The 25436-nt window shown below is 39.6% G+C and carries 14 protein-coding genes and 2 tRNA genes; 12 read left to right on the top strand and 4 right to left on the bottom strand.

Features of this window, described 5'->3' with window-relative positions:
• Nucleotides 1-219 precede the first annotated feature (219 nt).
• Entirely contained in the window at nucleotides 220-2799 is a 2580-nt protein-coding gene (locus ACHFIY_RS16820; protein ID WP_410847281.1) for a phosphoenolpyruvate carboxylase, read from the top strand.
• A gap of 1038 nt (nucleotides 2800-3837) precedes the next feature.
• On the opposite strand, the gene ACHFIY_RS16815 is transcribed toward ACHFIY_RS16820, so the two are convergent.
• Nucleotides 3838-8892 carry a PKD domain-containing protein gene (locus ACHFIY_RS16815; protein WP_410847280.1) on the bottom strand — a complete coding sequence of 1685 codons (5055 nt, stop codon included), beginning with the start codon at nucleotides 8890-8892 and terminating at the stop codon, nucleotides 3838-3840.
• A gap of 197 nt (nucleotides 8893-9089) precedes the next feature.
• Between ACHFIY_RS16815 and ACHFIY_RS16810 the strand changes: the two genes are divergently transcribed.
• The 3 genes from ACHFIY_RS16810 to ACHFIY_RS16800 all read left to right on the top strand — a co-directional run bounded on the left by ACHFIY_RS16810 (nucleotide 9090) and on the right by ACHFIY_RS16800 (nucleotide 9911).
• Nucleotides 9090-9162 (top strand) — tRNA-Ala (locus tag ACHFIY_RS16810).
• A 273-nt stretch (nucleotides 9163-9435) separates the two neighbouring features.
• Nucleotides 9436-9507 (top strand) — tRNA-Glu (locus ACHFIY_RS16805).
• Between the two features lie 299 nt (nucleotides 9508-9806).
• On the top strand, nucleotides 9807-9911 hold the full coding sequence (locus ACHFIY_RS16800) for an Arm DNA-binding domain-containing protein (RefSeq protein WP_410847282.1): 105 nt from the start codon (nucleotides 9807-9809) through the stop codon (nucleotides 9909-9911).
• A gap of 176 nt (nucleotides 9912-10087) precedes the next feature.
• Here ACHFIY_RS16800 and ACHFIY_RS16795 read toward each other — a convergent pair whose 3' ends face one another.
• Nucleotides 10088-11293, bottom strand: coding sequence for a proline dehydrogenase family protein (locus ACHFIY_RS16795; RefSeq protein ID WP_410847279.1), 1206 nt, complete (start codon nucleotides 11291-11293; stop codon nucleotides 10088-10090).
• Between the two features lie 244 nt (nucleotides 11294-11537).
• Nucleotides 11538-12167 (bottom strand): response regulator, encoded by a 630-nt coding sequence (locus ACHFIY_RS16790; protein ID WP_410847278.1) that lies wholly within the window; start codon nucleotides 12165-12167, stop codon nucleotides 11538-11540.
• Nucleotides 12168-12502: 335 nt separating this feature from the next.
• On the opposite strand from ACHFIY_RS16790, the gene queA reads away from it, so the two are divergent.
• Nucleotides 12503-13552, top strand: a complete 1050-nt coding sequence (queA, locus tag ACHFIY_RS16785) for a tRNA preQ1(34) S-adenosylmethionine ribosyltransferase-isomerase QueA (protein WP_410847277.1) — start codon at nucleotides 12503-12505, stop codon at nucleotides 13550-13552.
• 228 nt (nucleotides 13553-13780) lie between these two features.
• Here the strand turns inward: queA and ACHFIY_RS16780 are convergent, their stop codons facing one another.
• Entirely contained in the window at nucleotides 13781-14581 is an 801-nt protein-coding gene (locus tag ACHFIY_RS16780; protein WP_410847276.1) for a class I SAM-dependent methyltransferase, read from the bottom strand.
• 837 nt (nucleotides 14582-15418) lie between these two features.
• Here ACHFIY_RS16780 and ACHFIY_RS16775 point away from each other — a divergent pair.
• From ACHFIY_RS16775 to ACHFIY_RS16745, 7 genes are all read left to right on the top strand, one after another.
• A complete protein-coding gene (locus ACHFIY_RS16775; RefSeq protein ID WP_410847275.1) occupies nucleotides 15419-16117 on the top strand; it encodes an SDR family NAD(P)-dependent oxidoreductase in 699 nt (232 codons plus the stop codon).
• A gap of 22 nt (nucleotides 16118-16139) precedes the next feature.
• Complete coding sequence (locus ACHFIY_RS16770) at nucleotides 16140-16856, top strand: YqjF family protein (RefSeq protein WP_410847274.1); 717 nt, start codon at nucleotides 16140-16142, stop codon at nucleotides 16854-16856.
• Nucleotides 16857-16867: 11 nt separating this feature from the next.
• The gene (locus tag ACHFIY_RS16765) at nucleotides 16868-17137 is read left to right on the top strand and encodes a TIGR03643 family protein (RefSeq protein WP_410847273.1); all 270 of its coding nucleotides are present in this window, start codon (nucleotides 16868-16870) and stop codon (nucleotides 17135-17137) included.
• A complete protein-coding gene (locus ACHFIY_RS16760; protein WP_410847272.1) occupies nucleotides 17138-18232 on the top strand; it encodes an FAD-binding domain-containing protein in 1095 nt (364 codons plus the stop codon). It abuts the gene before it with no gap.
• A gap of 10 nt (nucleotides 18233-18242) precedes the next feature.
• Nucleotides 18243-18851 carry a flavin reductase family protein gene (locus tag ACHFIY_RS16755; protein ID WP_410847271.1) on the top strand — a complete coding sequence of 203 codons (609 nt, stop codon included), beginning with the start codon at nucleotides 18243-18245 and terminating at the stop codon, nucleotides 18849-18851.
• A 115-nt stretch (nucleotides 18852-18966) separates the two neighbouring features.
• The gene (locus tag ACHFIY_RS16750; protein WP_410847270.1) at nucleotides 18967-19119 is read left to right on the top strand and encodes a DUF2256 domain-containing protein; all 153 of its coding nucleotides are present in this window, start codon (nucleotides 18967-18969) and stop codon (nucleotides 19117-19119) included.
• Nucleotides 19120-20336: 1217 nt separating this feature from the next.
• Nucleotides 20337-25436 (top strand): PKD domain-containing protein, encoded by a 5100-nt coding sequence (locus ACHFIY_RS16745; protein WP_410847269.1) that lies wholly within the window; start codon nucleotides 20337-20339, stop codon nucleotides 25434-25436.

The following is a 25436-nucleotide window of genomic DNA, read 5'->3' as shown; positions in this document are numbered from 1 at the left end:
AGGAGTTTTTATACTGCCATTGAAAAATAATTTATTTATTGCCGACCAAACATTTTTTTTACTAATTTCCGCCATTGTACGGTTGCTGTCGTGAAAAAATTGATTTATGTCTATTTTATTTCGGAGCATGGATAAAATATTGGCTACAATGCTATATTTTTCCTGCCTGTTTTAAGGTAGTAAGATATTTATTTTAAAAACACAACAACTTTTCAGCACATGACGCAGAGCTCCGCAGGCCTACAGCAGTTTAAAAACCAAGTTGGCATCAAATTCCAGTTGTACAACAGCCTTTTTGGCTCGCTCCCTTTCCACCGTATAGAAAAAACGGGTATTTTGGTTTCCCTGTTATTGGTAAATTGTGAAGAAGGCTACAACAAAGGCAAAAGCCCTGTTGAAATTATTGACGAATTTTTTGCCAAGCAAACCACTTATGTAAAGGAAGAGGAGAAGGCAGATTTGCTTTTTCGTGTGGTGCAATATATAGAAAGGCAGGTGGTATTGTTCGATGCACTGGAAGATGCGGCTTTTACGCAAGTACACGACATGGGCGGTAAAGGCACCATGAAGCAACTAGATGTACTAGTGGAACAAAACCATGCAGAGAAAATGCTATCTGAAAAGCTGAAAGATTTTAATATCCAATTAGTACTAACCGCCCACCCCACCCAGTTTTACCGTGGTGCCGTATTGGGCATTATCCATGATATTTCTTCTGCTGTCGATAGCAACAATGAGGAACATATTTACACTTATTTGCAACAACTAGGCCGTACCCCGTTTTTCCAACAGGAAAAGCCAACGCCATACGATGAGGCATTAAGCCTGCTTTGGTATTTGGAAAACATTTTTTACCACGCCACAGGCAATATTATCAACAACCTTAAAAACAGCTACCCGGGCATGGTGTGCTCAGACAACCCTGTAATTAAAATGGGCTTCTGGCCGGGTGGGGATAGGGACGGCAACCCGTTTGTAAAGGCAGCTACCACGCTTCAAGTGGCACAGGCATTGCGAAGTAGTATTATCAGGTGCTACTACAGGGATGCCAGGAAACTAAAAAGGCGGTTGACTTTCAAAGGCGTGGATGTGCTGATGGCAGGGCTGGAAAAAACATTGAACCATCATTTGTTTAACCCTGACGATGAAAACCCATTAACCAAAGAAGCAATACTTAGCGTATTAAATGAAATACGCACCCAGATTATTTACCAGCACAATAGCCTTTTTGTGGAACTGGTAGATAGCTTTATTGCCAAAGTAGAAGTGTTTGGTATGCACTTCGCCTCGCTGGATGTAAGGCAAGACAGCAGGATTCATGTGAAAGTAATAGATATTATTGCCAACCAATCAAACGCTTTGCCGCAAGGCTATACATCTTTATCTGCACCTGAAAAAATAAGGGCATTAACAAAAGCCACAGAAGTTGTTAACGAAACCATTTTTACAGATGATGTGCACCAAGATACGCTGCGCGTAATAAGGGCGATTAAAGACATCCAAAAATTAAATGGGGAAGCTGGCTGTAACAGGTATATTATCAGCCAATGCAGCAGTGCCCTGAACGTGATGGAAGTTTTTGGCTTGTTCCTGATGGCTGGTTGGAAAACCGAGGAATTGACCATTGACATTATGCCGCTGTTTGAAACAGTTGACGATTTGCATAATGCTGCCGAGGTAATGAAAGAATTGTACGAGCATCCTGTTTATAGCCAGCACTTGCTGCGCCGTGGCAAAAAGCAAAGCATCATGGTTGGCTTTTCAGACGGCACAAAAGATGGTGGCTATTTAATGGCCAATTGGGGCATTTACAAAGCGAAAGAAGAACTGACTGCCATTTCGAAGGAATATGATATTGACGTGGTATTTTTCGATGGGAGGGGAGGCCCACCTGCTCGTGGAGGTGGAAAAACGCACCAGTTTTATGCTTCCATGGGCAAGAAAATAGCCAATAAAGAAATACAATTGACCATACAGGGGCAAACTGTTAGTAGCAATTTTGGCACGATAGACACTGCACAGTATAATATGGAGCAATTGCTTCATGCAGGGTTATCGAATGATATACTTACTAATGACGAAGCCATTATTTTGCCCCAGGAAAAAATATTGATTGATACATTGGCAGAGAAAAGTTTCAAAGCCTATATTGCTTTGAAAGAACATCCCTATTTTGCCGATTACCTTAGCCATGCCAGTGCTTTGCGTTTTTATGCCCAAACCAATATTGGCAGCCGCCCTGCAAAAAGAGGTGCGGGATCCAAACTGTCTTTGAAAGATTTAAGGGCTATACCTTTTGTGGGTGCGTGGAGCCAGCTAAAGCAAAATGTTACCGGCTATTATGGCGTAGGCACTGCTTTCCAGCAAATAGAAACCGAGGGCAAATGGGACGAGCTGGTACACCTTTACCAGCATTCCTTGTTCTTTAAAACATTGATAGACAACTGCGAGATGGCGATGCAGAAATGTTTCTTTCCATTGACAGCATTTTTGAAAAGCCACCCTGTGTATGGCGAAATATGGAACATGGTGCATGACGAGTATGAGCTTACCAAAAAATATGTGTTGAAATTGTCTGGCCATGCAGAATTGATGGACGGCTACCCGATAGACCAGTTATCTGTACAGATGAGGGAAAGAATTGTGCTTCCATTGATTACCATACAACAATATGCTATTACCCAAGTACGCCATTTGGAAGAAGGGCTGGTAACCAATGCCCCTATAAAAGCAACTTACGAAAAATTGGCTATGCGGTGCAGTTTTGGTATTATTAATGCCGGCAGGAACTCTGCATAAATATAATTAGGATTTTAAATGGTGTGTATTTTAAATCTTCGCTTTCCCCTCCTCGGAGGGGTAGGTTGGGTCTCTAACAATCAATTAATCTATGTTTCTTTCTAATAGAAACTAAGGACAATGAAAAGCGAAGATTTGAAATGCACCCTATAAATGCAGGGTTGGTTAATCTGCCGCGAAGGAACGAATACTCAAAGCGCCACAAAGTTTTAAGGGAAGAAGAAAAGGAAAATGCTCATTATGAGTCAGGGAATCACCCCGGATTTTGGCCAACCAGCAGGAGCGGAATTGTCAAAGCGCTCCGCTTGCCCCTAACCCCTAAGGGGCAAATAATAGGGGCAAAGAAAGCGCAAAGTTTAATCAAAACCTCTACATTACACCTAAATCCATCTTGTTAAAGATGTTTAAAAAGTTGTGTGCACACGGTAGCCCTCAAAAGGGGAATTGTGTTGGCTCAATAACCCCCAATGATAGGGAGCAAGAACAAAGACGAGTGGCAAAAAAAGAGCACATAGGCATTTTTTATGATATAAATTTTAATGGTATTTTTATTAAAATAGTTTCAGTTTTGCACTTTTTCGGGCTTTTTCCCTTTTTTGTCGTTTTTCAAAAATCGTATCCGCCGTTTTAAATCATTGATTATCAACAATATCGACATTTTTTTTTGAGTGATTTATGCGTGATTTGTGCGTACTTTTTGAGTGATTTGTGCGTGATTTTTAAGTGATTTATGAGAAAAAGTGAGTGATTTTATGCCCATACAACAAAACCCAATTTTGCCACTATAACTATCTTAATATTAGTAAAAAAAGAACTACGATTGGCATACCAAGGCACTAATTTTGTAAATGCTTTGTATCAGGTGCATTTATAGAACAAAGATAAGTTTTTAATAGATTGGGGAGTATCAGGACAAATAAAACTTTTTCGCTTATATCTGTAAGATTAGGCAACTTTTGGAAAGTTACCTAATCAAGCTGCACTATCAAAAAGAGAAATTAATCGAAAAAGTTTTATGCACCCTTTTGAAATCATTTTCTATCGAATCAATACAATTGTGCCTTTATCAGAAAGTGGGTCGCCTGTATCGCAGGTTGCTTCTACTACATATATATAAGCGCCAGCAGGCTGGTCGGTGTCATGATACCTTCCATCCCACCCAAAGCTGGGATCGTTTATATCAAAATTGCTTTGTTGGAATAGCAAGGCACCCATGCGGTTATAAACTGAAAAATGCCTTACTTTTTTTACACCTTTGCCCATTGGGTAAAGCCTGTTTGTTTTGCTATTGCCACTAGCAGGCACGAACCCTGTTGGCATTGCAAGGGTAAGTCCTCCACATTTTAATTGAATAGTAATATTTCCTTTTGCCTCGCAGCCATACTGGGTTTTTACATTAAGGGTATAAACCATGTTGCTCCTTGGCGTAACCTTTGGCGTTGGGCAAGTAGTACAATCAAGGTATGTATCTGGCAGCCATTTGTATTCTGTAACATCATTGCTTACCATGGGGTTAAAATGTGTGTCTGTGCCTGTCCATATCACAGTGTCGGCACCTACATTTACCACAGGCAATTGAGCCACATAAACCGTTGCATAACCTTTATCAGTAAAGCAATTGAATGTGTCGTAGCCAATAACCGTATAAGTTGTTGTTACTACTGGTGTTGCCGTTGGCGTGTCTATTTTAATATTATTTAAAGTGCTGGTTTCATTTATCCATTGAAAGCTATCGATACCTAGCGAACTAGCATGTAGCATTGTTGATTTGCCTATACAAACATACGTATCGGGCATAGGCACTAGCTTAAAAGGCTGTATAACTCTCACAAAAGCTGTGTCGCTATTGGGGCAATTTTTATTAGTAACCGTTAATGTATATCTGGTTGATTTTGTTGGTTTAGCATAAGGGTTGTAAATAGCAGGGTTGCCAACATACTGGCTTGGCTCCCACGCATAAGTGCCTGTTACAACCCCTGCACTTAATTGTACACTATCGCCAAGGCAAATACGGCTATTTTTATTGGTGATGGAGATAACTGGTTTTTTAGTAGCCGTTACAAGTAAAGAATCAGTAGTGGCACAGTCGCCCACATTGGTGGTTACATATACCTTATAAGGTGAGCCTGCCTCGGTAAAAGACTGCATGGCTGGCGTTTGCACAGAGTCGATATGCCCATTGTTAAACGCCCATTTCCATATAGTAGAATCAGTATATGTTGTGGCAGCAGTATATTGCGTAAGCGTATTCTCGCAAATAAAAGGCTGCCCACTAATTGTTACTGGCGCAGCTGCTTTTACAGTAACAGTTTCTGATAGCTTTACCTCACAACCCGTTGTTGTTTTTACATCTAGTTTTAATCGATAAACACCCGTTACAGGGTATTTGAACGAAGGGGTGTCTATATTGGCAATGTCGTTTGCGTTGCCTGTGCCAAAATCCCAATGAATTTTTACTGGATTGCCTACTTGGCTTATGTAGGTACCTGCTTTTAAAATACCAATTGTTTTAGGTGCATTTATACAAAAGGCATAAGGCGTGTTCGCGAGTGTTACACCTAAAGTATCTACAAGTATAGGTGTTGGCAAATCGAACTGTACTTTGCAATTTGCGGATGCATTGTCCCTAATAAGTATTGCTGGCAAAAACTTGCCGGGGGAAGCATAGCTGTATTTTAAAATGGTATCAGTGCCATTAATGGTGCTACCGTCTCCCATTACCCATTGGAAGTTGGGGGAATTTGTTTCATTAGCAGTAAGCGTAACTGGATAAGGAAAACATCCCTGCTGCACATCAGATGTGAGGCGAGCATAAGGCCCTTTGATGGCAATGTAATTTTCTACCACGGCACTGTCGCTGTTATTGCCATAAGCAATCAATGTTACTTTGTAAGTACCGGGCTTGTAATATACATGGCTTGGGGTTTTATTATTGAAGGAAACGCTACTATCGCCAAACAACCATTTGAAACTGGTTACATTGCCAATTATGCCAGTAAACTGGGCAAGTATTGGGGGGCATTTTACGCTGGGGTTTAAGTAATTGGACGTAAACCTGAAATCGGCAATAATGTCTCTTACAGGCACTATTTTTTGTGTGGAATCGATACAGCCATGCAACGGGTCGGTTGCTACTAATTTGATAGTATCCATCAAGGCTTTTGGATAATTACGGACAACTGAATCCTTTGATGTATAGTATTGCCCATTGCTGGAAAAATGCCACAAGTACTTATTAAAAGTGCTGCCATATACTATGCTGGAATCGTAGAAAGTTGCAGACTTGCCAGGTGCAATGTATGTTGGCCGCCATGTAAATTCAGCTTTGGGGCCATAAGCCAGTTGAACATGCGTGTTTTTTAAGGTTGTAGAGGTGCACCCATTTGCATCTGTTACTTTTAGGGATGTTTGGTAACTGCCCGGATTGGTATAAAAATGTTGTGCCTGCCCCTTGTTGCTGGTAATAGTTGCCGTGGTGTTATCGCCAAAATCCCAATCCCATTGAACGATAGAGACTTTGTTTTTAATAAAAGAACTGTCTGTAAAAACAACAGCCTTATTAAAACAAATATTGCCATTGACCTTAAAGCCAGCATCTGGGCCATTTAGTTTAAGGATAGCCGGATTGGTGGTATCGGCACAACCAAAAAATTGCGAATTAATAATCATAAAAAGGTTCTCTTTCCTGCTGGAAAGGCCATAAAGCCCAAGTGTATAGGCAACACGCCATGGGTTGTAGTAAGCAGGGTTGGTAGTACCCGCAAAAGCGGTGCTATCGCCATTAAGTATATTGGTGATAAAGTAGTTTTGATATTTGGGGCTGGTGTTTGGGTTGCTCTCCAACCGACTAATGGTTGCCGTAAGCGGGCTGTTCACGCATATTTCCGATGCACTCAATGAAAGCAGTGGCCTTTGCTTCAATAGCACATAGGCCGTGGCGGTATCGCCTATTGTGCAAGCGCCATTGGTAGCAGTATGGATAACGGTGTACTTGCCTGTATTGACATATGTATGGGATACCGTTACTAAGTTTGTGTCTAATATAGGAGAGTTGTCCCCAAAATTCCATTGCAACTTAGTAGCTAACCTCGTGGCTTGTTTAAATGTTACCACGCCCCTTGTGCCATCACAGGTATTGATAATGGTATCAATTTTGGGAAATGGAGGGACGATGGAAAGATAATTTGGCCTTATCAACGTATCGTAGCAGTAACCGTTTGTAGAATCGCCATTGCCGGTTATCAGCATCACATCGTAAATACCTTGTATGGTATCACGCCCAGTAGCGGTTGGTATGTTATAAGCAATTACATCTTTCCCATTAATAAATATATAATGGCTATAAGCTTGGTTTGGGGTAGACGTATTGGTGAAATTTATGAGTGAGTTGCCACATATTAGCGTGTCTTTTGCAAAGAAACTTGCTTTTGGCTTATCAAATACTCGTACAAATGTGTCAATAATACCTGTGCAGCCATTAGTGGTGCTAAAAGCTAATGTTACATGATATTTACCAGTTAGGGAGAATGTATGCGTAGGGAAAGTATCTTTAGATTGGGTATTATCGCCAAAATCCCACTCGTATTTTGCTATTGCAGTGGCTGGATTGTCTGGCAAGGCATTGAACGTTATTTGCAAACCCGGGCATCCTGCAAAGCCATCTTGTGAGGAAGACTGGTTGTAAGCTATTTTTATTTTTGGGGTTTTCAGGGTTATTTGCTTTTGCACGGTTGCTGAGCAGCCTGCTGCATTTTTTACCGTTAAGCCAATTGTATAATTGCCATCTTTAAGGTAAGTAAAGCTGGCACTGGTATCTGTTTGTATAGCGCCTGCTCCAAAATCCCATGCCCAGCTTACAGCCCCTTTGGTAGTATCCCTGAATAGGGCAGTTGCGGGGGTGCCACAAAGAGAATCTGTCATTTTAAACCCATGTAAAATGGGGGCAGCCAATGGCGAAACTTGCTGCACAGCACTATCCTTGCAGCCGCCATAGTCATTTACAAGAATAGCTGTGTAATTGCCGGCATTGCCGAATTTTTTATTGATGGTTAATCCTGTTAATATATCACTGTAATTATCGTCGCTAAAATACCAGTTAGATGCTAGGGGCTTTGGATCCACCGTACCTTGAAAAGCAATGCTATCTCCCGAGCAAATTGGGGAAGGTGCAACAATAGAAGCAGTAAATTGGTGGATGTTGATATAATTTTTTTGTATCAACGTATCCGAGCACGCAGCAACGCTGGTTTCTATAAGTGTAACGGTATATATACCCTTACTTGGATAATTGTGGAAAGGATTATTGGCAGTAGATGTGATGCCATCGCCAAAATTCCAAAGCGATGAGGTTGGCGTGCTGCCAAGGCTAGTATTGGAAAAAAAGACCGTATCAGCAGGCCCGCACAAAGCTGTTTTCTTGGCAGTAAAAGCAGGGTTTATGATGGCAAAAGCATTGATTAAATTTGTTTTGGTAACGGTAGTGCTTTGGCAGCCAAAGGTATTGGCAACAGTAAGGTTTACAGTGTATTGTCCAGCAAGATAAGTGTTGCTCACAGTGTTCAATGCCTTACCGCTGCTGGTATGCCCATCCCCAAAATCCCACACATACTTGTCTATAGAACCTTCCCCAGCCACCGATGTTGCTATAAAAGCTGCCTTGAATGGCGAGCAGCCGCTTGCAGGTGAAGCAGAAAAGTTGGTAGTTGGGTTTTTATGCACCACTATTGGGTAAGTATAGGTGCTTGAATTGTTCCCATCCGTTACGGTGAGGGTAACATTGTAGGTCCTTGGCACATTGAAGGATATTACCGCAGTGTCTCTGGTAGAAGTATTGGTATTGTCAAAATCCCAGCTAAGCTTGGCCTTGCTAGTAGCCCCTTGCGTAGTATTGATAAATTTTACAACCAATGCTGGAACTGAGCAACCACTTGCTGTGTCAACTTTAAAAGAAGCTTTTAGCTGTGCAGAAGCATTTGAAGCCCCCAATAGCATTAAGGCAAAAAAAACAAATATTGCTTTTAATTTGGGAATATGCTTTGGTTCAAATTGGATAAAAGGCTTCATGTTATAGCAAGTAGTTGATGCTACAAACATATATTTTTCTGCTAATTAACATTTCTTTTTCTTTTCTGCGGTTGATAAACTGTTTATACGGAAATGAAATATCGCCCTCAAAGTTTACAATCTTGTATACCATTTAAAGCATTGGTATATTTTTTACGCCTTGAAGGCATATATTTTTTGTACAATCATTTTACATCCCCTATTTTTGCACCCCGGTTAACCAAAAAGGGGAATTAGCTCAGTTGGTAGAGCGCTTGCATGGCATGCAAGAGGTCAGCGGTTCGAACCCGCTATTCTCCACAAGAAATTGAAAAAGGCTGTCTCAAAATTTGAGACAGCCTTTTTTATATCAATTCCTTTTTTGATATCATTTGGCAATTATATTTCAGGTATTGTTCTACGGTGTAACCCCACAAGGCTAAAGTATATACCATAAATATTGCCGAAAATATTACAGGTAAATTTAAAATTTACCTGTAGAGATTAAGCATTGAATATCAATAAAATAAAAAAGTAAAAAAATTTGGCTAAACCAAATCACACTCCTATATTTGCACTCCGAAAAACAAGGAAGGAGCGTTGGTAAATCGGTTAATACACCTCCCTTTCACGGAGGAATGACGGGTTCGACTCCCGTACGCTCTACTAGCAATGATTCAAAATTGCCTAAAACGCTGCAAAATCAATGATTTGCAGCGTTTTTCTTTTGGTGTCTATGCCAAAAAGTTCATAAATCGTATTGTTTCGGTGACCTATTCGGTGACCTGTCATTTTTTATAAAAAACAGGTCACCGAAAATCGCTGAAACCCTTGCACAGCAGGTAGTTCAAGATTTAAACATCTTGTTTACAGGCAAGCTAAAGAGTAGCTTTACAAACTTTAAAAAGATCGCTAGCCATGAACAAAACATTCAGTTTACTCTTTAAGGCAAAAAGAGCAAAGCCATAGACAATGGCACAGCACCAATTTATCTTCGCATTACTATTGATGCAAAGAGATTAGAAATTTCATTGAAAAGATATGTCTTACCTGAAAAATGGGATAACTAGGCGCAGAAAGTAATTGGTACGTTAGAAGAGGTAAAAGCACAGAATGCTTATTTAACCAGGATTTTGCAATTGAAATCTATTTCAAGCCCCAAATGCAAAAAACAAGCAAGTAATAACAGTTGAAAAACTTAAAAAAAGGCTTACAGGAACAGGAAAAGACCAAAGAGAGATTAAGCTTATGCACCTTTTAATGCGGCTTTCCTCCTTGCTATTTCTTTTATTATCAGGCTTATTTCCCGACCAGTTTGCCCACTTACGCTACTGTTTTCTTGTGCCCTACGCATCAAATAAGGTATCACTTCTTTTATAGGGCCAAAAGGGAGGTATTTGCTTACAGGATAGCCCGCTTTTGCAAGGTTGAAAGTAATATTGTCACTCATGCCATATAATTGAGAGAAATGGATATGTGGGTGGTTGGCTGCTAATCCTTTTTCGTCCAAAAGGGTTGCTGCGAACAAGTTGCTTTCTTCATTGTGTGAAGCCACTGCAAAAGCAATATTGCCAATATTGTTGATGCAATAGGCTATTGCTGCATTATAATCCCTGTCTGTATTTGCTTTGGATGCTTGTATAGGGGAAGGGTATCCTTTTTGATTGGCCCTAGCCCTTTCCTTTTCCATGTAAGCGCCACGCACAAGTTTTATGCCCAATACAAACCCCCTTTCCTTGGCTATTTTGTGTGAAAGCTGCAAAAAATTAAGCCTATCGTGCCGGTATAGCTGGATGGTGTTGTAAACAATGGCTTTTTCCGAATTAAATTCTTCCATCATTTCTATAGTTAATCTATCCACGGGGTCTTGCAGCCAGCTTTCCTCAGCATCTACCCATACGCCAATATTATTTTTTGCAGCAGCCTCGCATATCCTATACATGCGGTCGCAAACCCTGTCCCATTCCGCTTCCTGGTTTTCATGGTCGTGTATGCCGCTGCGCAAGCGAGGGGCTTCGTTCAAGGCCTGCAATAGCCCATGACGGGAAAAGCTAGAAACCTTGATGCTGATGTAAGGCATATTGGGCTTAGAAGCTGCGTATTCAATTGTTTTGATAAATTGGTTTGTCGCATCTTCAAAATTATCTTCTCCTTCAATAGCTTCGGCCCCATAATCCAGCACTACTTGCACGCCAAAATTGCTTAAAATGTCGGCTACCTTGCTTGTTGCTTCCAGCGTTTCGCCGCCAACAAATTGTTTGAAAATAGTTTTCCGTATCATTTTATTCACAATGGGCAACCCAAATTTAACAATCAATGGGGTAATGCGCGTTGCAATAGGCACAAACAAGGGATAGCCCATTAGGCTAAAAAGGAATTTAGAACTTTTTAGTTCCTTGTCGCTTTTATAGGCAAATGCATTAACAATGTTATCAAAAGAAATATTTAGCATAAAATACTATGATTCTGAGGGCGAATATCGGGATAGCTATTTTAACAAAAAAAGATTTTATTAAAAAAAGGATGAACTTTGTATATGCATCCATTTAATATTATACTCATGATAGTGTGAGAATGGAAAAATTTGTAATCCTTAATTTTAATAACTAGGAAAAACACTGCTCTTTAATCCCAAAATTGTTGGTCAAAAGCATTGTATTTTCTGCTCTAATTTTAGCTTTGTCATTATATCCCACTTACTTCCGCAACAATTTAGCAATCAATTCAGACTTTGTGCGAACCCCCATTTTTACATATACGTTTTTTAGATGGTCGTTTACTGTGGAGGAGGATATGCCCAACACAGCGGCAATTTCCTTGTAAGTGAGGCCTTTTAGCAATTCGTTTACCACATCATTTTCCCGAGTAGTCAGATGGCCTGTTACTTCTTCAAAACGGTCTTGGGGTTTATGTATTTTTTTAAATAATTTCATGGCCACGTCTGGCGTTATCAAAGCCCCGCCACTGCGGATGATATCAATATTTTTCACCAAGTCGGCAATATTAAATGGCTTTAGCAAATAGCCATTTGCACCACGCTGTATGCAATCGAAAATCACGCTTTCGTTGTCGTTGCCCGTGGTTACCACGATATGTACATCCGCCCATTTTTGGCGTATCAGCGTAATGCCTTCCATGCCCGATATGCCAGGCAGCCCAAGGTCAATGAAAATAATAAATGGCTCGTCCAAGGTACTCTGCTGCTCTAGGTATGCTTCCATGCTATTGCATGAAAAAGTGATGTGCAAATCCTTCTGCATGTTGATATAAATCTCCAAATTGCGCCTTAGCGGGCGGTCATCTTCTATTATGCCTACTGTAATCATTCAACTAAGTTAATGGTATAACGTATATAAAAAATAGTTTAATAAAGATTTTTATTTCAAGGGACAAATATTCAACAGAAAGATAGCCGCAAACGCACAAAGGCACTAAGTAGAACTAAGAAAAAGAAGCAAAGCAAAAGACAAATAGACAACACTACACAACAAAGGAAGAAGATTTGGAATAAAAAACCAAGTTTTATCTTTTTTCAAAGAAAAAAAACGTACTTTTGCACACTTTTAAAAATTTGATGCCGTAACATCAAGCGAATCCTTGCATTTTTTCCTTCTGGAATCGTCTTAATGTGGCCTATTGTTTTAAACATTAAAATAGACACATGAAATTATCTCAGTTCAAGTTTGATCTTCCTCTGAACCTTATTGCCCAGAACCCTACCAAGAAAAGGGAAGATAGCCGTATGCTGGTGGTGAACCGCAAAACGGGCAACATGGAAAACAAGCACTTCAGGGACATCCTAGAGTATTTTGACGATAAAGACGTATTTGTTGTTAACAATACCAAAGTATTTGCAGCACGCATGTATGGCCGCAAAGAAAAAACAGGTGCTAAGATAGAAGTTTTTTTATTGAGAGAATTGAACGGGCCAAAACGCTTGTGGGACGTGATTGTTGATCCCGCAAGGAAAATAAGGGTAGGCAACAAACTATATTTTGGTGATGATGAAGAACTGGTGGCAGAAGTAATAGACAACACCACAAGTCGTGGGCGTACCATCCGTTTTTTGTGGGACGATGATGATGCTAGCTTTAAAAAAATGCTGGAATCGCTAGGTGAAACGCCGTTGCCTAAATACATTAAGCGTACTCCTGATGCAGAAGATAAAGAACGCTACCAAACAGTTTATGCAAAATATGAGGGTGCTGTTGCTGCACCCACTGCAGGCTTGCATTTCAGCAAGGAATTGATTAAGCGTTGCGAAATAAAAGGCATCCGCTTTGCAGAGCTTACTTTGCATACTGGCCTTAGCACATTTAGGCCTATTGAGGTGGAAGATCTAAGCAAGCATAAAATGGATGCTGAATACTTCCAAATTACGGAAGAAGCCGCAGCTATTGTAAACAAAGCCAAAGAAACAAGCCACCGTGTTTGTTCTATTGGCACTACTACCATGCGTGCTATGGAATCTAGCTTTACTGCACAAAAGTTTTTGAAACCAACAGAAGGCTGGACAAACCATTTTATACACCCTCCTTACAACTTTAGCGTGGCCGATAGCTTGGTTACCAATTTTCATTTGCCTAAAACCAGCCTTTTGATAATGACTTGCGCATTTGCAGGTTATGATTTGACAATGGAGGCCTATAAAAAAGCAATAAAAGACAAGTACCGCTTTTTTAGTTATGGCGATTCTTTGTTGGTTATCTAATACAATTTTCTGCGAAATAAATATTCAGGGGAGAAGTAAAAGGCTTTTAAATGGCTTTTGCTTTTCCCCTATTTTATATTACATATTAAATGATTTGCATGATTTTAATGATCAGCTAACCCCATGCCTTTAAGGCTGGGGATGCAGCTAAGTATCTATTTGACTTTAGCCATGAAGAGGATATTTATAATATTGAGATATTTATTACTTAGTGGCAAAAAAATATCCTCACTGGCTTGTTTTAGAACCATCAACCTGGATTAAATAGTACACACAAGTTGTAAAAAAATTCCTGACCCATGGAATATCCCTCAACACAGGAAACTGTTTCCTTGCTTTCACATTAAACTTGTACTCGTAAATAGGGTTAAACAAATAATGTGTTTTATTTACAATGGTATAGCCAGTTTGCTTTGAAATGCGTTCAAACTTTTCAATAGAAATCCTTGTATCCCGTACTTCCATCAAGTCAGCGACATTTTCATTGTTGCTTTTTAAAATCCATTGATAAATACTGCGGGGCAATAAATGATAATAGGGCAATTTGCTCAGCCATTTATTGCTGCACACTTGCTGGTGGCCGCCAAAAGGCATTTGCCACGGCGGAAAGCCGAAGAAAACGCAACCTTGTGGCAACAAGAAACGCTGCATTTCTTTCATCAACTTGGGTTGGTCGTGTATATGCTCGATTACATCTTTCAAAATAATCAGGTCGAACTTGCCGCCTAGTTCTTCTGTGCTAACTTTATAAATATCTTTACCAATCAATCTAAGCTTGCCTGTTTCCAGCTCATCTTTCATTAGTTCCCTTGCAAAATCAACCCTTATCAAGTCAAACTCCACGCCAACCGTGGCACACCCTCTTTCCATGAAAGGCTTTAGTACGCCTGCTTCGCCACAGCCAATTTCAAGTATGCGCATCCCTGCTTTGATAGGGAACTTTTCTTCGATAAATGGCAATACATATTTCTTGCAGTTCTCAACCTGCATGTCAAAATACCTTTTCCTGTCTGTGTGGAACTCGAACATGAATATAATTTAGTGCTGTTATTTAGTACATTGTTGCAAAAAATCTTATACCCGGTAAAAGGTAAATTTCAATTGATTGGTAACTTGGCAATGCCTTTAGTAAGGGTGTAAAAATAGGGAAAGAATGGTAATAGAGATTTGCAAGTGTAATTTGGGTAAAACAAAAGAAAACGCATCGTTTGCAAAGTTGAAACTTTGTATATTTGAACATGGAGAAAGCTATTAAAATACTTCATTTAAAGGAAAAAGATAATAATTTCCAATACTGGAACGCCCAAAGCGACCTGAAAAAATTACAAGCAATAGAATTGTTGCGGACACAGTATATAAATTATAAAAAGGATGTTCACACAAGACTTCAGAGAGTTTATAGAGTTGTTAATAAAAAACAAGGCTGAGTATTTAATTGTGGGTGGTTATGCCGTAGGTATACACGGGCATCCACGATACACGGGCGATTTAAATATGGCTAAACCCAATATTAGAAAATGCCAAGCTAATTCTAAAATCAGTAAATGAATTTGGGTTTTCTTCATTTAAACTTACAGTCGAGGACTTTACAAAACAAGGCAATGTTATACAACTAGGCTACCCACCCCTCAGGATTGATTTATTGACTGAAATAGATGGCGTAACTTTCGTAGAATGTTATAAAAACAGAAAAATAGTCGATTTGGAAGGGATAAATGTAAATTTTATTGGCTATCAAGATTTACTCCAAAACAAAAAAAAATCTGGCCGACTTCGCGATTTGGATGATATAGACAACCTAACTAAGTAGTGGGATATTTAAACCAAATCCTTCATTTATTGTTGTTTTATCAAATATCTACAACAATGAGTCATTATTTAATAATCGGAGGTTCCAGTGGCATAGGGGAGCAACTGGCTGTTCAACTTTCCCAAGCAGGCAATCAGGTATTAGCAACCTACAATAAAAATGAACCCAAGGTTGAAAACCTCAATATCCAATACCACCACCTAGATGTTTTAGAAGAAACAATATCGTTAGACTTTTTACCCGATGCACTAGTAGGATTGGTTTATTGCCCAGGCAGCATCAACCTCAAGCCCTTTGATAGGATAAAGCCGGCAGATTTTGAAGCAGATTATAAACTCCAAGTTATAGGTGCAATAAAGATTATTCAAGCGGTACTTCCAAGATTAAAAAAAGCCGAAGATGCTGCCATTGTTTTATTTTCCACGGTTGCTGTGCAAACTGGCCTGCCTTTCCATGCGCAGGTTTCTGCTTCAAAAGGGGCTATTGAGGGATTAATAAAAGCGTTGGCGGCAGAATTTGCCCCCAAAATAAGGGTCAATTGTATAGCACCTTCCTTAACCGACACTCCTTTAGCCGCTTCTTTGTTAAACAACGAGCAAAAAAAAGAGGCTAATGCGCTGCGGCATCCATTAAAGCGGGTTGGCACTACTGCCGACATTGCTAACATGGCAGCGTTTTTACTTTCCGAAAAAGCAAGCTGGATAACAGGGCAAATTTTACATGTAGATGGTGGGATGTCGTCCTTAAAAAGTTAATCATAAGCACTTATACATATCAATGACAGATACTTTTTTATCAGCACGCTGGGAAAACTTAATTATGGCTAATTACGAAGTACCTCCCGAAGTTTTGGCTCCTTATTTGCCGAATGGTGTAGAACTGGATTTTTACAACAACAAAACCTATGTTAGCCTTGTTGGGTTTATGTTTAAGCGAACTAGCCTTTTCCATGTGCCAATACCTTTATTAGGAACATTTGAAGAAATTAACCTGCGTTTTTATGTAAAGCGTATTGAAGGCAATACGGTAAAAAGAGGCGTGGTTTTTATTAATGAAACCGTCCCGTATAAATTGGTAGCATGGCTTGCCAACAAGCTGTATAAAGAACACTACATGGCAATTCCAACAAAAAATTTGATAGAAAATACAGAAGCTGCTAAACACATAAAATATGAATGGAAAATAAATAAAAGCTGGAACCATATAGCAGTTACTACTTCGATAAAAAATGAGGAAATGGCACTAGGCAGTATGGAGGAATTTATTTTTGAGCATTACTATGGATATACAAAAATAAATGGACAACTGTCCCAGGAATACAAAGTAAATCATCCTAGATGGTTCGTAAATAAAGTGATAGATTATTCAATTGATTGCGATTTTGCAGCGATGTATGGGAACGATTTTTCTTTTTTGGGTCAGCTTGCGCCCAATTCAGTTATTGTAGCCGAAGGCTCGCCTGTAACCGTTAAATGGAAGCGTACTACATTTTAAATTTGGTATTGATGGAACAAAAAGATATTGACAGGATTATTGAAATGGCTTGGGAAGACAGGACACCTTTTGAAGCAATAAAAATACAATTCGGGTTTTCAGAGGCCGCCGTAATTTCCCTGATGCGCAGGGAACTGAAGCGAAGTAGCTTTAATTTGTGGAGGCAAAGGGTAAATAGCGGTATCAGCCAAAAACATACCCTAAAAAGAAATCCTGCAATAGGCCGGTTTAAATGCACGCTCCAAAAAACAATTTCTATGAATAAAATAAGCAAAAGGTAAATGGCGCTAAAATTTGAAACTGATTACAAAACAATACTTGAAAAAATAGATCAAATAGATCCGATAGCTTATGGTAAAACCCGCAACTATGTTGATGGGGCAGTTACCTGTCTATCGCCCTATATTTCAAGAGGGGTTATCTGTACCAAGCAAGTTTTGGAAACTGTTTTGGCAAAAGGATATAAAATTGCACAAATTGAGTCTTTTGTAAAGGAGCTTTGCTGGCGCGACTATTTTCAAAGGGTGGCACAGGTAAAAGATGTGAATGTGGACATAAAACAATCGCAAAACCCAATCTTAAATTATGAAATCCCAGCGCAAATTGTAAATGCCACAACGGGCATAGAAGGCATAGATAATGCTATTAAGCAATTATACCAAGCTGGCTATATGCACAACCATTGCAGAATGTACACTGCCTCGTTGGTCTGCAATATTGCCCAGAGCCATTGGCACCACCCTGCACAATGGATGTATTACCATTTGCTTGATTGCGACTGGGCTAGTAATGCCTGTAGCTGGCAGTGGGTGGCAGGTGCCAATAGCCACAAAAAGTATTATGCCAACCAAGAGAACATCAATAAGTACACAAAAACAAATCAGGTTGATACATATTTGGATAAGCCTTACGGAGTGCTTGAAACCATGGAAGCACCTGCCCAATTGTTAGCTACCGAAAAGTTTAATGCCACAATTGAACTTCCAGTATCAGGAAAGATTGAACTTGACTTGGCATTGCCAACTTTTATATACAATTATTACAACATAGATCCATTGTGGCACAAAGATGAACCCGGAAACAGGGTTTTGTTGATAGAGCCATCCTTTTTTTCTAACTATCCAGTAAGTAAAAATTGTATTGATTTTATGCTTGCATTAAGCAAAAACATACCTAATATTAAGGTTTACGTAGGGTCGTTTCAATTATTATCCGATGCATACAATGCAGGGAATATCTATTACAAAGAACACCCCCTGAATGTAGGCTATAGCGGTAACAAAGAAGAAAGGGATTGGATAGCCCCAGCAATATCGGGATATTACCCTTCTTTTTTTGCCTATTGGAAAAAAGTTGAAAAACATTTATACAAATAAACAACGCAATATGACTTTTGAAAAAAATGATATAGAACAATTAGAACAACGGTACAGGACAGCGTTTATCAATTCATTAGCTGGTTTCCGCCAGGCAGTATTAGTGGGTACAAAGTCGGCAGATGGTTTTGCAAACCTAGCCATATTTAATTCGTTAATACACCTTGGGGCAAACCCTGCATTGTTCGGGTTGATAAACAGACCAGATAGCGTGCCAAGGCATACGTTGCAAAACATTATTGACACCAAAGAATATACCTTAAACTATGTGCAGGCAGCACAATACCAAAAGGCTCACCAAACCTCTGCCCGGTACGAAAAAAGTGCTTCCGAATTTGAGAAAGCAGGTTTTACCGAACTGTACCAACCTTCGTTTAATGCACCATTTGTTGCGGAAGCGGTGATAAAAATAGCCATGAAATTGGAAGACATTATCCCTATCTCTTTGAATGGCACAATATTAATTATTGGCAGCATATCGCAGGTTGATATAGATGCTTCACTTGTTGGGGCGGATGGATATGTGGATTTGTCAGCAGCAGAGGTATTAATAAGCCAAGGGCTTGATGCTTATTTTGTTTCAAAAGCAATTGGCCGCTTGCCCTATGCTAAACCGTAAATGTAAAATAGTGGTGCATTTGCTAGAACCTATATAAGGTTAAAAGCCCTATATAGTTTCTAGCATCTTGGAAGATTTTTATGCCTCACATTTGGCACAAACAAAATAAGCCGCCATGAAAAATACTAAAAAACAATTCTTGCCCCATAAGATATGTGTTGTATGCAACAGGCCATTTGCATGGCGCAAAAAATGGGAGAAAGTTTGGGATGACGTAAAATATTGCAGCGATAAATGCCGGATGGCTAAGAATAAAACATCAGCGTAAGAGAATAGGTGTTGCAATACATCCCTCCTATTTGCTACCAAGCCACAAAAACAGGTAGAAGCACAAAGACAAATACGGTAAATAGGAATTATTAAAATCATTTTTATTCTTTTTTTCTTTGCTTCTTCCCTTAAAACTTTGTGCCCCTTTGAGTCTTAGTGCCTTCGTGGCAAATTAACCAACCCTGTATTTGAACATCTGCTCTCAATCCTTTCCTTGCTGGCTTAAGGGGCGTTGCCTGCTTGTTTTGGCTGGCTTTTGATACCCTAAATTGAATTTTGAGCAATTTGCAAACCATAACTTATTGAAATACAGTGTTTTAATGTTTTTTCAAGTGAGTATTTCATGCGTATTTTGTGCGTATAAAATGAGTGATTTGTGCATATTTTGTGCGTGATTTTCGCGGAAAAGTGGGTACTTTTTGAGTGTTTTTTGAGCATGGATGCAAACTGTCATGATGTTTTTTTGTTTATTAAAATAAGCCCCATGGGTCATCTAGCTATGATTAGGCCAACAGCATGGATTGTGCTACTAAAAACAAGGGAGCCATATACACTACAAAGGTGGTATTAATGTAGTATCTGTGCACAAGGACAATCCTATATGGGGGAAATTTTGGATGCTCATGGGTGCATATTTCCCCCATATAGGATTTTTATTTTGGGCTATATACTTATCTATGCCAATTTTACATTGAAAGAGGGACAAGCCATCTTAGAGTTAGCTCCTGAACCCGCTGGTAGTTGGCAGGGAAAAATGATAATCCACCATCAAAATCTTATCAGTTTCTTATCAATAAACTATCATTTACCTATCATAAAACTATCATTCCATTATCAATAAACTATCATAAAATTTACTTAAATTATCATAAAAAATAAGGCTAAAAAAACATAAAACAACTGAATATCAATGAGTTATAGTAAAAAAGGGTAGTAGCAAAAAAAATAAATCACCGAAAAATACAAAATAGCTCATTTTAAATCTTCGCTTAGTGCTTTTTTCTCTTTAAGAAGCTTTGTACAAAATCTCGGAGGTTTTTTGTAGTCCTCCCAAGAGGGTAACTTCGAGACCTGAGCGAAGACATGAGTTAATATAGAGGCAACAACCCTAAAAGTTTAGAGGCCAGGGTGCAAAATGTTCCCTTCTTCGGATGCCTATGTGGTTAATAATAACGCAATATTCAATATATTTGCTTTGCACCCAATTATGCTAATATGCTTTTACCAACTGCGGAATACAAGTTAAACACCAAAACGATAAAAAAAACAGTATCGGTATTTATACTATGCCTCTTAGGCATTTCAAATATTTCAGCGCAGGTAATAGCTTCTTTCACGGCAGATAAAACAAGTGGCTGTGTAAAAAACCCTTCGATGAGCGTAAGGTTTACAAGTACTACGCAATTTACCAAAAGGAATAACCCTACTTTTAATTGGTCTTTTGTAAACACCGCAACCAATGCAATCACTACCTCGCATGTTGAAAACCCCGTTATATCTTTCCCCAATGCGGGTTCTTACACCGCTTCGCTTACTGTAACAGACAATGGAGCTAGCAGTTCCTATACCTATCCTACACCTATCACAGTGCATGTAAACCCTATAGCCGATTTTTCAGCCTCGCCACTAAAAGGCTGCATCCCGTTTAATCCTACTTTTACATCAACTTCCACGCCTGGGGAAGGCACTATAGATACATATATATGGGATTTTGGCGACGGCAATACCACTAACAGCCAAGGCTTAGGCACAACTACTGACCCTAACCCTTATACCTCTAATCAGAAATATACCGTAAGCCTTACTGTAACAAATACTTTTGGCTGCAAAAGCGATTATACAGTCAAACAAGATTATATTGAAGCTGTTACATCGGTACAAGCACAATTTACGGCAAATCAAACAGTATTATGTACCCCCGGCAGCGTTAGTTTTACCAACACAAGCACTGGCAATTTAGGCGCAACACCAACTGCCTCGTGGGATTTTGGCGATGGCACTACTTCCAACGATATTAGCCCGGTGCACCTGTATACCAAGAAGGGGATATTTACGGTTACCCTTACCCAAACAAGCTCCTACGGCTGTTCTAGTACCTCTACACAGTCAAACTATATTAATATTGGCAATTTTAGTTCTTCAATTATCTCGGCAGCACAGGCTTGTACTAACACAAGCATTTCGTTTCAAGGCACGGCAAACCCTACGCCAACAAACTCAAATTGGTACTTCAGCGACAATAACAATTATTACCAGTCATTAAATGCTTACGTTACATTCTATGTGCCGGGAACTGTTACAGCTATGCTTGTAAATACTTATGGCAATTGTAAAGACACAGCTACTAAACAGATTACAGTATTACAATCACCCAGTCCAAGTGGTTTCTCGGTATTAAGTTCATTGTGTGGTGCACCTGCTAATGTAACTTTTAAGGATACAACGTTCGATGCTGTTAGCTGGCACTGGTCTCTTGGTTATTATAATCCTATAGCATTACCAAGTGGTCAAACAACAAATTATACATTCAATTCAGAGGGTACTTATGAAATATACATGACCGTAACCAATGCAGCAAACTGTTCAACAACAATTCTTGAATATATTACCATACAAAACCCGCATGAATATATTTCTTACACAAAATCTAGCTCTCAAGACGGCCTTGCAGGATGTGAAGGCATGCAAATTACATTTCAGGCCACCCCAACCAAAACAGTAACAAAATTTTTGTGGGATTTTGGCGACGGCACTACATCTACCGATTCTTTCCCCATACACCAATATGCAAAAGAAGGCAGGTACACTGTAAAACTTGCGTATACTACTGCCAGTGGCTGTACAGGTAACTCAAATACTGTTGACGTAAACGTTTACAAGAAGCCTGTGGCAGATTTTAATGTGGTCAATACCACCATTTGTGGCAATACGCCTGTTGTTTTCAACATTACATCTACCCCAAATCAGGCTTATAGCCATTTTCTTTTTGGGGATGGGCTAGAAAAATATGCTTATAACGACCCTTCTGTTATGCACCAGTATTTTAACAAAGGTATTTATGATGTAACATTAATTGCTGGCAATGGCAGTTCTGGCACAGGGTATTGCTACGATACCATTGTGAAACTACAATATATAACCGTAGTTCCCCCTTTTCCGAAAATAGCAAATATTACCAATACTTGCGATGGCACTAGGGGAGAAGTAACCTTTACCCAAAGTACTAGGCTGGCAACTGGTTGGCAGTGGGACTTTGGGGATGGGAAACAAATCACATTAACCACCAATCAAATCCAAGTAAAACATACTTATGAAAAAACAGGCAGCTATAAAGTAATACATTCAGCTACTAACGGCAGTTGCACCGTGTCTGATTCAAGCATTGCATATGTATTGTTAAAGCAAAAACCGGCGCTTACTTTAGCTGCAAGCGAAGTGTGCGCCAGTGGAAACGTAGGCGTAACAATAAATAACTTAGAACAAAACCCATATAAGGATTATTATTATAACAATTACAGTATTGCAAACAATGGCATACAATATGGCGATGGCAGTATTTTTACAGGCTCTACAAGCCCCTATTATTATGATGGCTGGCTTACCTATACAGGTACCTTTTCTGGCTTTACCAATGGCAAAGAAAATTTAACGGTAATTACAAGATCCGATTATTTCGGATGCCTAGATACTACTAACCCAGCACCATTAAAAATAAAAGGGCCTTCGGCTGGTTATAAATTAAGCGGTAGCGATTGTTATAAAAAAGCAGTTATTTTTACAGATACATCTTCCACAAAAAACAATGTGCTGCTTACCAAATGGCAATGGGATTTTGGGGATAATACAACACCCCTGACTATTACTGGGGCAAATGGTGATACTTCCTACATCTATAGCAAGCCTGGCAGCTACTATACCAGCCTTACCATAACCGATGCCGAAGGCTGCACGGCTAATACTGGAAATTATTCGCATATTGCACAGGCTTATGGCCCTAAAGCCGATTTTTACTGGTCTCCTACTAATATTTCACCCAATAGCACTGCTTATTTTTATAACAACAGTAACGATTTTGGCAGTTATAATAATATATATACATGGTCTTTCACCAGCGACAACTCTACAAAAACAACTTATTCCCAAACGTCTATCAGCCATGCCTACACCAATGCGTTGACAGACACGGTGAAGTTAATTGCAAAAAGCAATTCACCTTCCTATACTTGCGTGGATGAAATTACAAGACTGGTTCCCGTAAGGAACATTGAAGTTTCGTTTACAAATGTTATTACCTATATAGACCCCAATAACACATGCCCGCCAGCTCGTGTGCAGTTCACTGCCAATACCTATAATGTAAGCAGGGTAAGATGGATTTTTGGCAATGGCAACACAGCTCCCGATAAGCTAACCCCTAGTGCTACTTACAATGCTGCAGGAACTTACAAAGTAACGCTTATTGGCTATGGCTTCAACAACGATAGTGCAATTGCTGTAGGCAATATAACCATCAAGGGGCCTTATGCCCGCCTTACGGCCGATGTGTACCAAGGCTGTAAGCCCCTGACCGTTACGTTTACAGCACATGACACTACTACGCCACACTTTGAATGGGATTTTGGTGATGGCAATGTGGTAGATGGCAAGGACACTTTTACAACTTATACTTATAATTCACCTGGTGAATGGCCTACGGGTATTGGCACTTATTATTATGATTCGGCAACCAAGCAAAGGTCTTGCTACAATGAATTTCATTTAGACCCCAAAATACTTGTAGATACCCTTGGTGTTACCTTTACCAATAACCCTTTTGTTTTTTGTGTAGGTACAGACACAAAAATCAACATCTCCACGGTAAGCACAGCACTTAACTATATAGACAGTGCTTTGCAGTACCACTGGAATTTTGGAACAGGAAACCCTGCCGACACATCTAACCTTGCATCGCCTAGCTTTAAATATACAGTACCCGGAAAAGACACATTGAGCTTGTATGTAAAATCGATAACAGGCTGCGAGGTAAAATTGAAAGACACTGTAACGGTAAAGCCAGTTGCCACAGCATCAATTAGTGGGGTATCGTCTATTTGTGAAGGTGTGCTTTCGCAATATACCGCTACCACTACCAGCACAAGCCCCATAAAATGGAAATGGGAATTTAACAATGGCAACAACGACACCACGCAGATACCAGCCTTGCAAGCCTTAATAGCAAAAGCATCCTCACTAGATAGCATTTATGTAACCACCAACTTAGATGGCTGCATGGATACCGCTTATCACTTAGTAACGGTATATAAAAAGCCAGTAATTGACATATTGCCGAGAGACCCTGCTATATGCCTAGACAAAGCAGGCGTAGTATTAACTGCCCATGATGGTATCAACTTTGATTGGTCGCCAAAAACCTTTATCAGCGACACATTAAGTGCCACGCCAACTGTTAACCCCAAAAACGATACTAAATACAAGGTACAAGTAATAAACGCTAACAAGTGCGTAAATACCGATTCCGTATCTATTACCGTGGCAAAGCCATTTATACTATACATGCCAAAAGATACCTCTGTGTGTATCAATAGTTCCGTGCAATTATATGGTAGTGCGCCAGGCATAGATAGTTTCCAATGGATTAATGGCACAAATGGGCTTAGCAATACCAATATCAGCAACCCATTGGCTAACCCAATAGTAAAAACCACCTATACATTGGTTGGCTACGATAAGTATAAGTGCTTTACGGATACTAATTACACCACAGTGTTTGTTGAGCCTTTGCCTACTGTAAATGCAGGAAATAGTGTAACAATCCCTGTGGGTACTGATACAAAATTCACCCCATTGGTGAGCAATGATGTAACTAAATACCAATGGGTACCTAGCAATTACCTTGATTGCGACACTTGCCCTACGCCTACCGCTACCCCAAGGGCCGACATTGGCTATACCCTTACCGTAAAAACCCAATACGGCTGCGAGGCAAAAGGCAATATATCCATAAAACTATTGTGCCAAGGGCTTACACTGTCTATGCCTACTGGGTTTGTGCCAAATAGTAAGAATAGCCTAACCAACAGGTTTTACCCAATAGGGAAGGGGGTAAAAATAGTAAAGAAATTTACAATCTATAACAGGTTAGGGGCTTCATTATTTGAAAAAAGCAATTTTGACATTAACGATGCTAGTTTTGGGTGGGACGGTAGATACCACGATGCAGATCAGCCGGCTGGTACATATGTGTATGTACTTGAAGCCACTTGCGATACAGGCTACCCTATTTTTGACAAAGGCACTGTGGTGCTGATAAGGTAA

The organism is Parasediminibacterium schistidii, assembly GCF_046546515.1.
GTDB lineage: Bacteria > Bacteroidota > Bacteroidia > Chitinophagales > Chitinophagaceae > Parasediminibacterium.
This window is presented reverse-complemented; position numbering and strand designations above follow the sequence as displayed.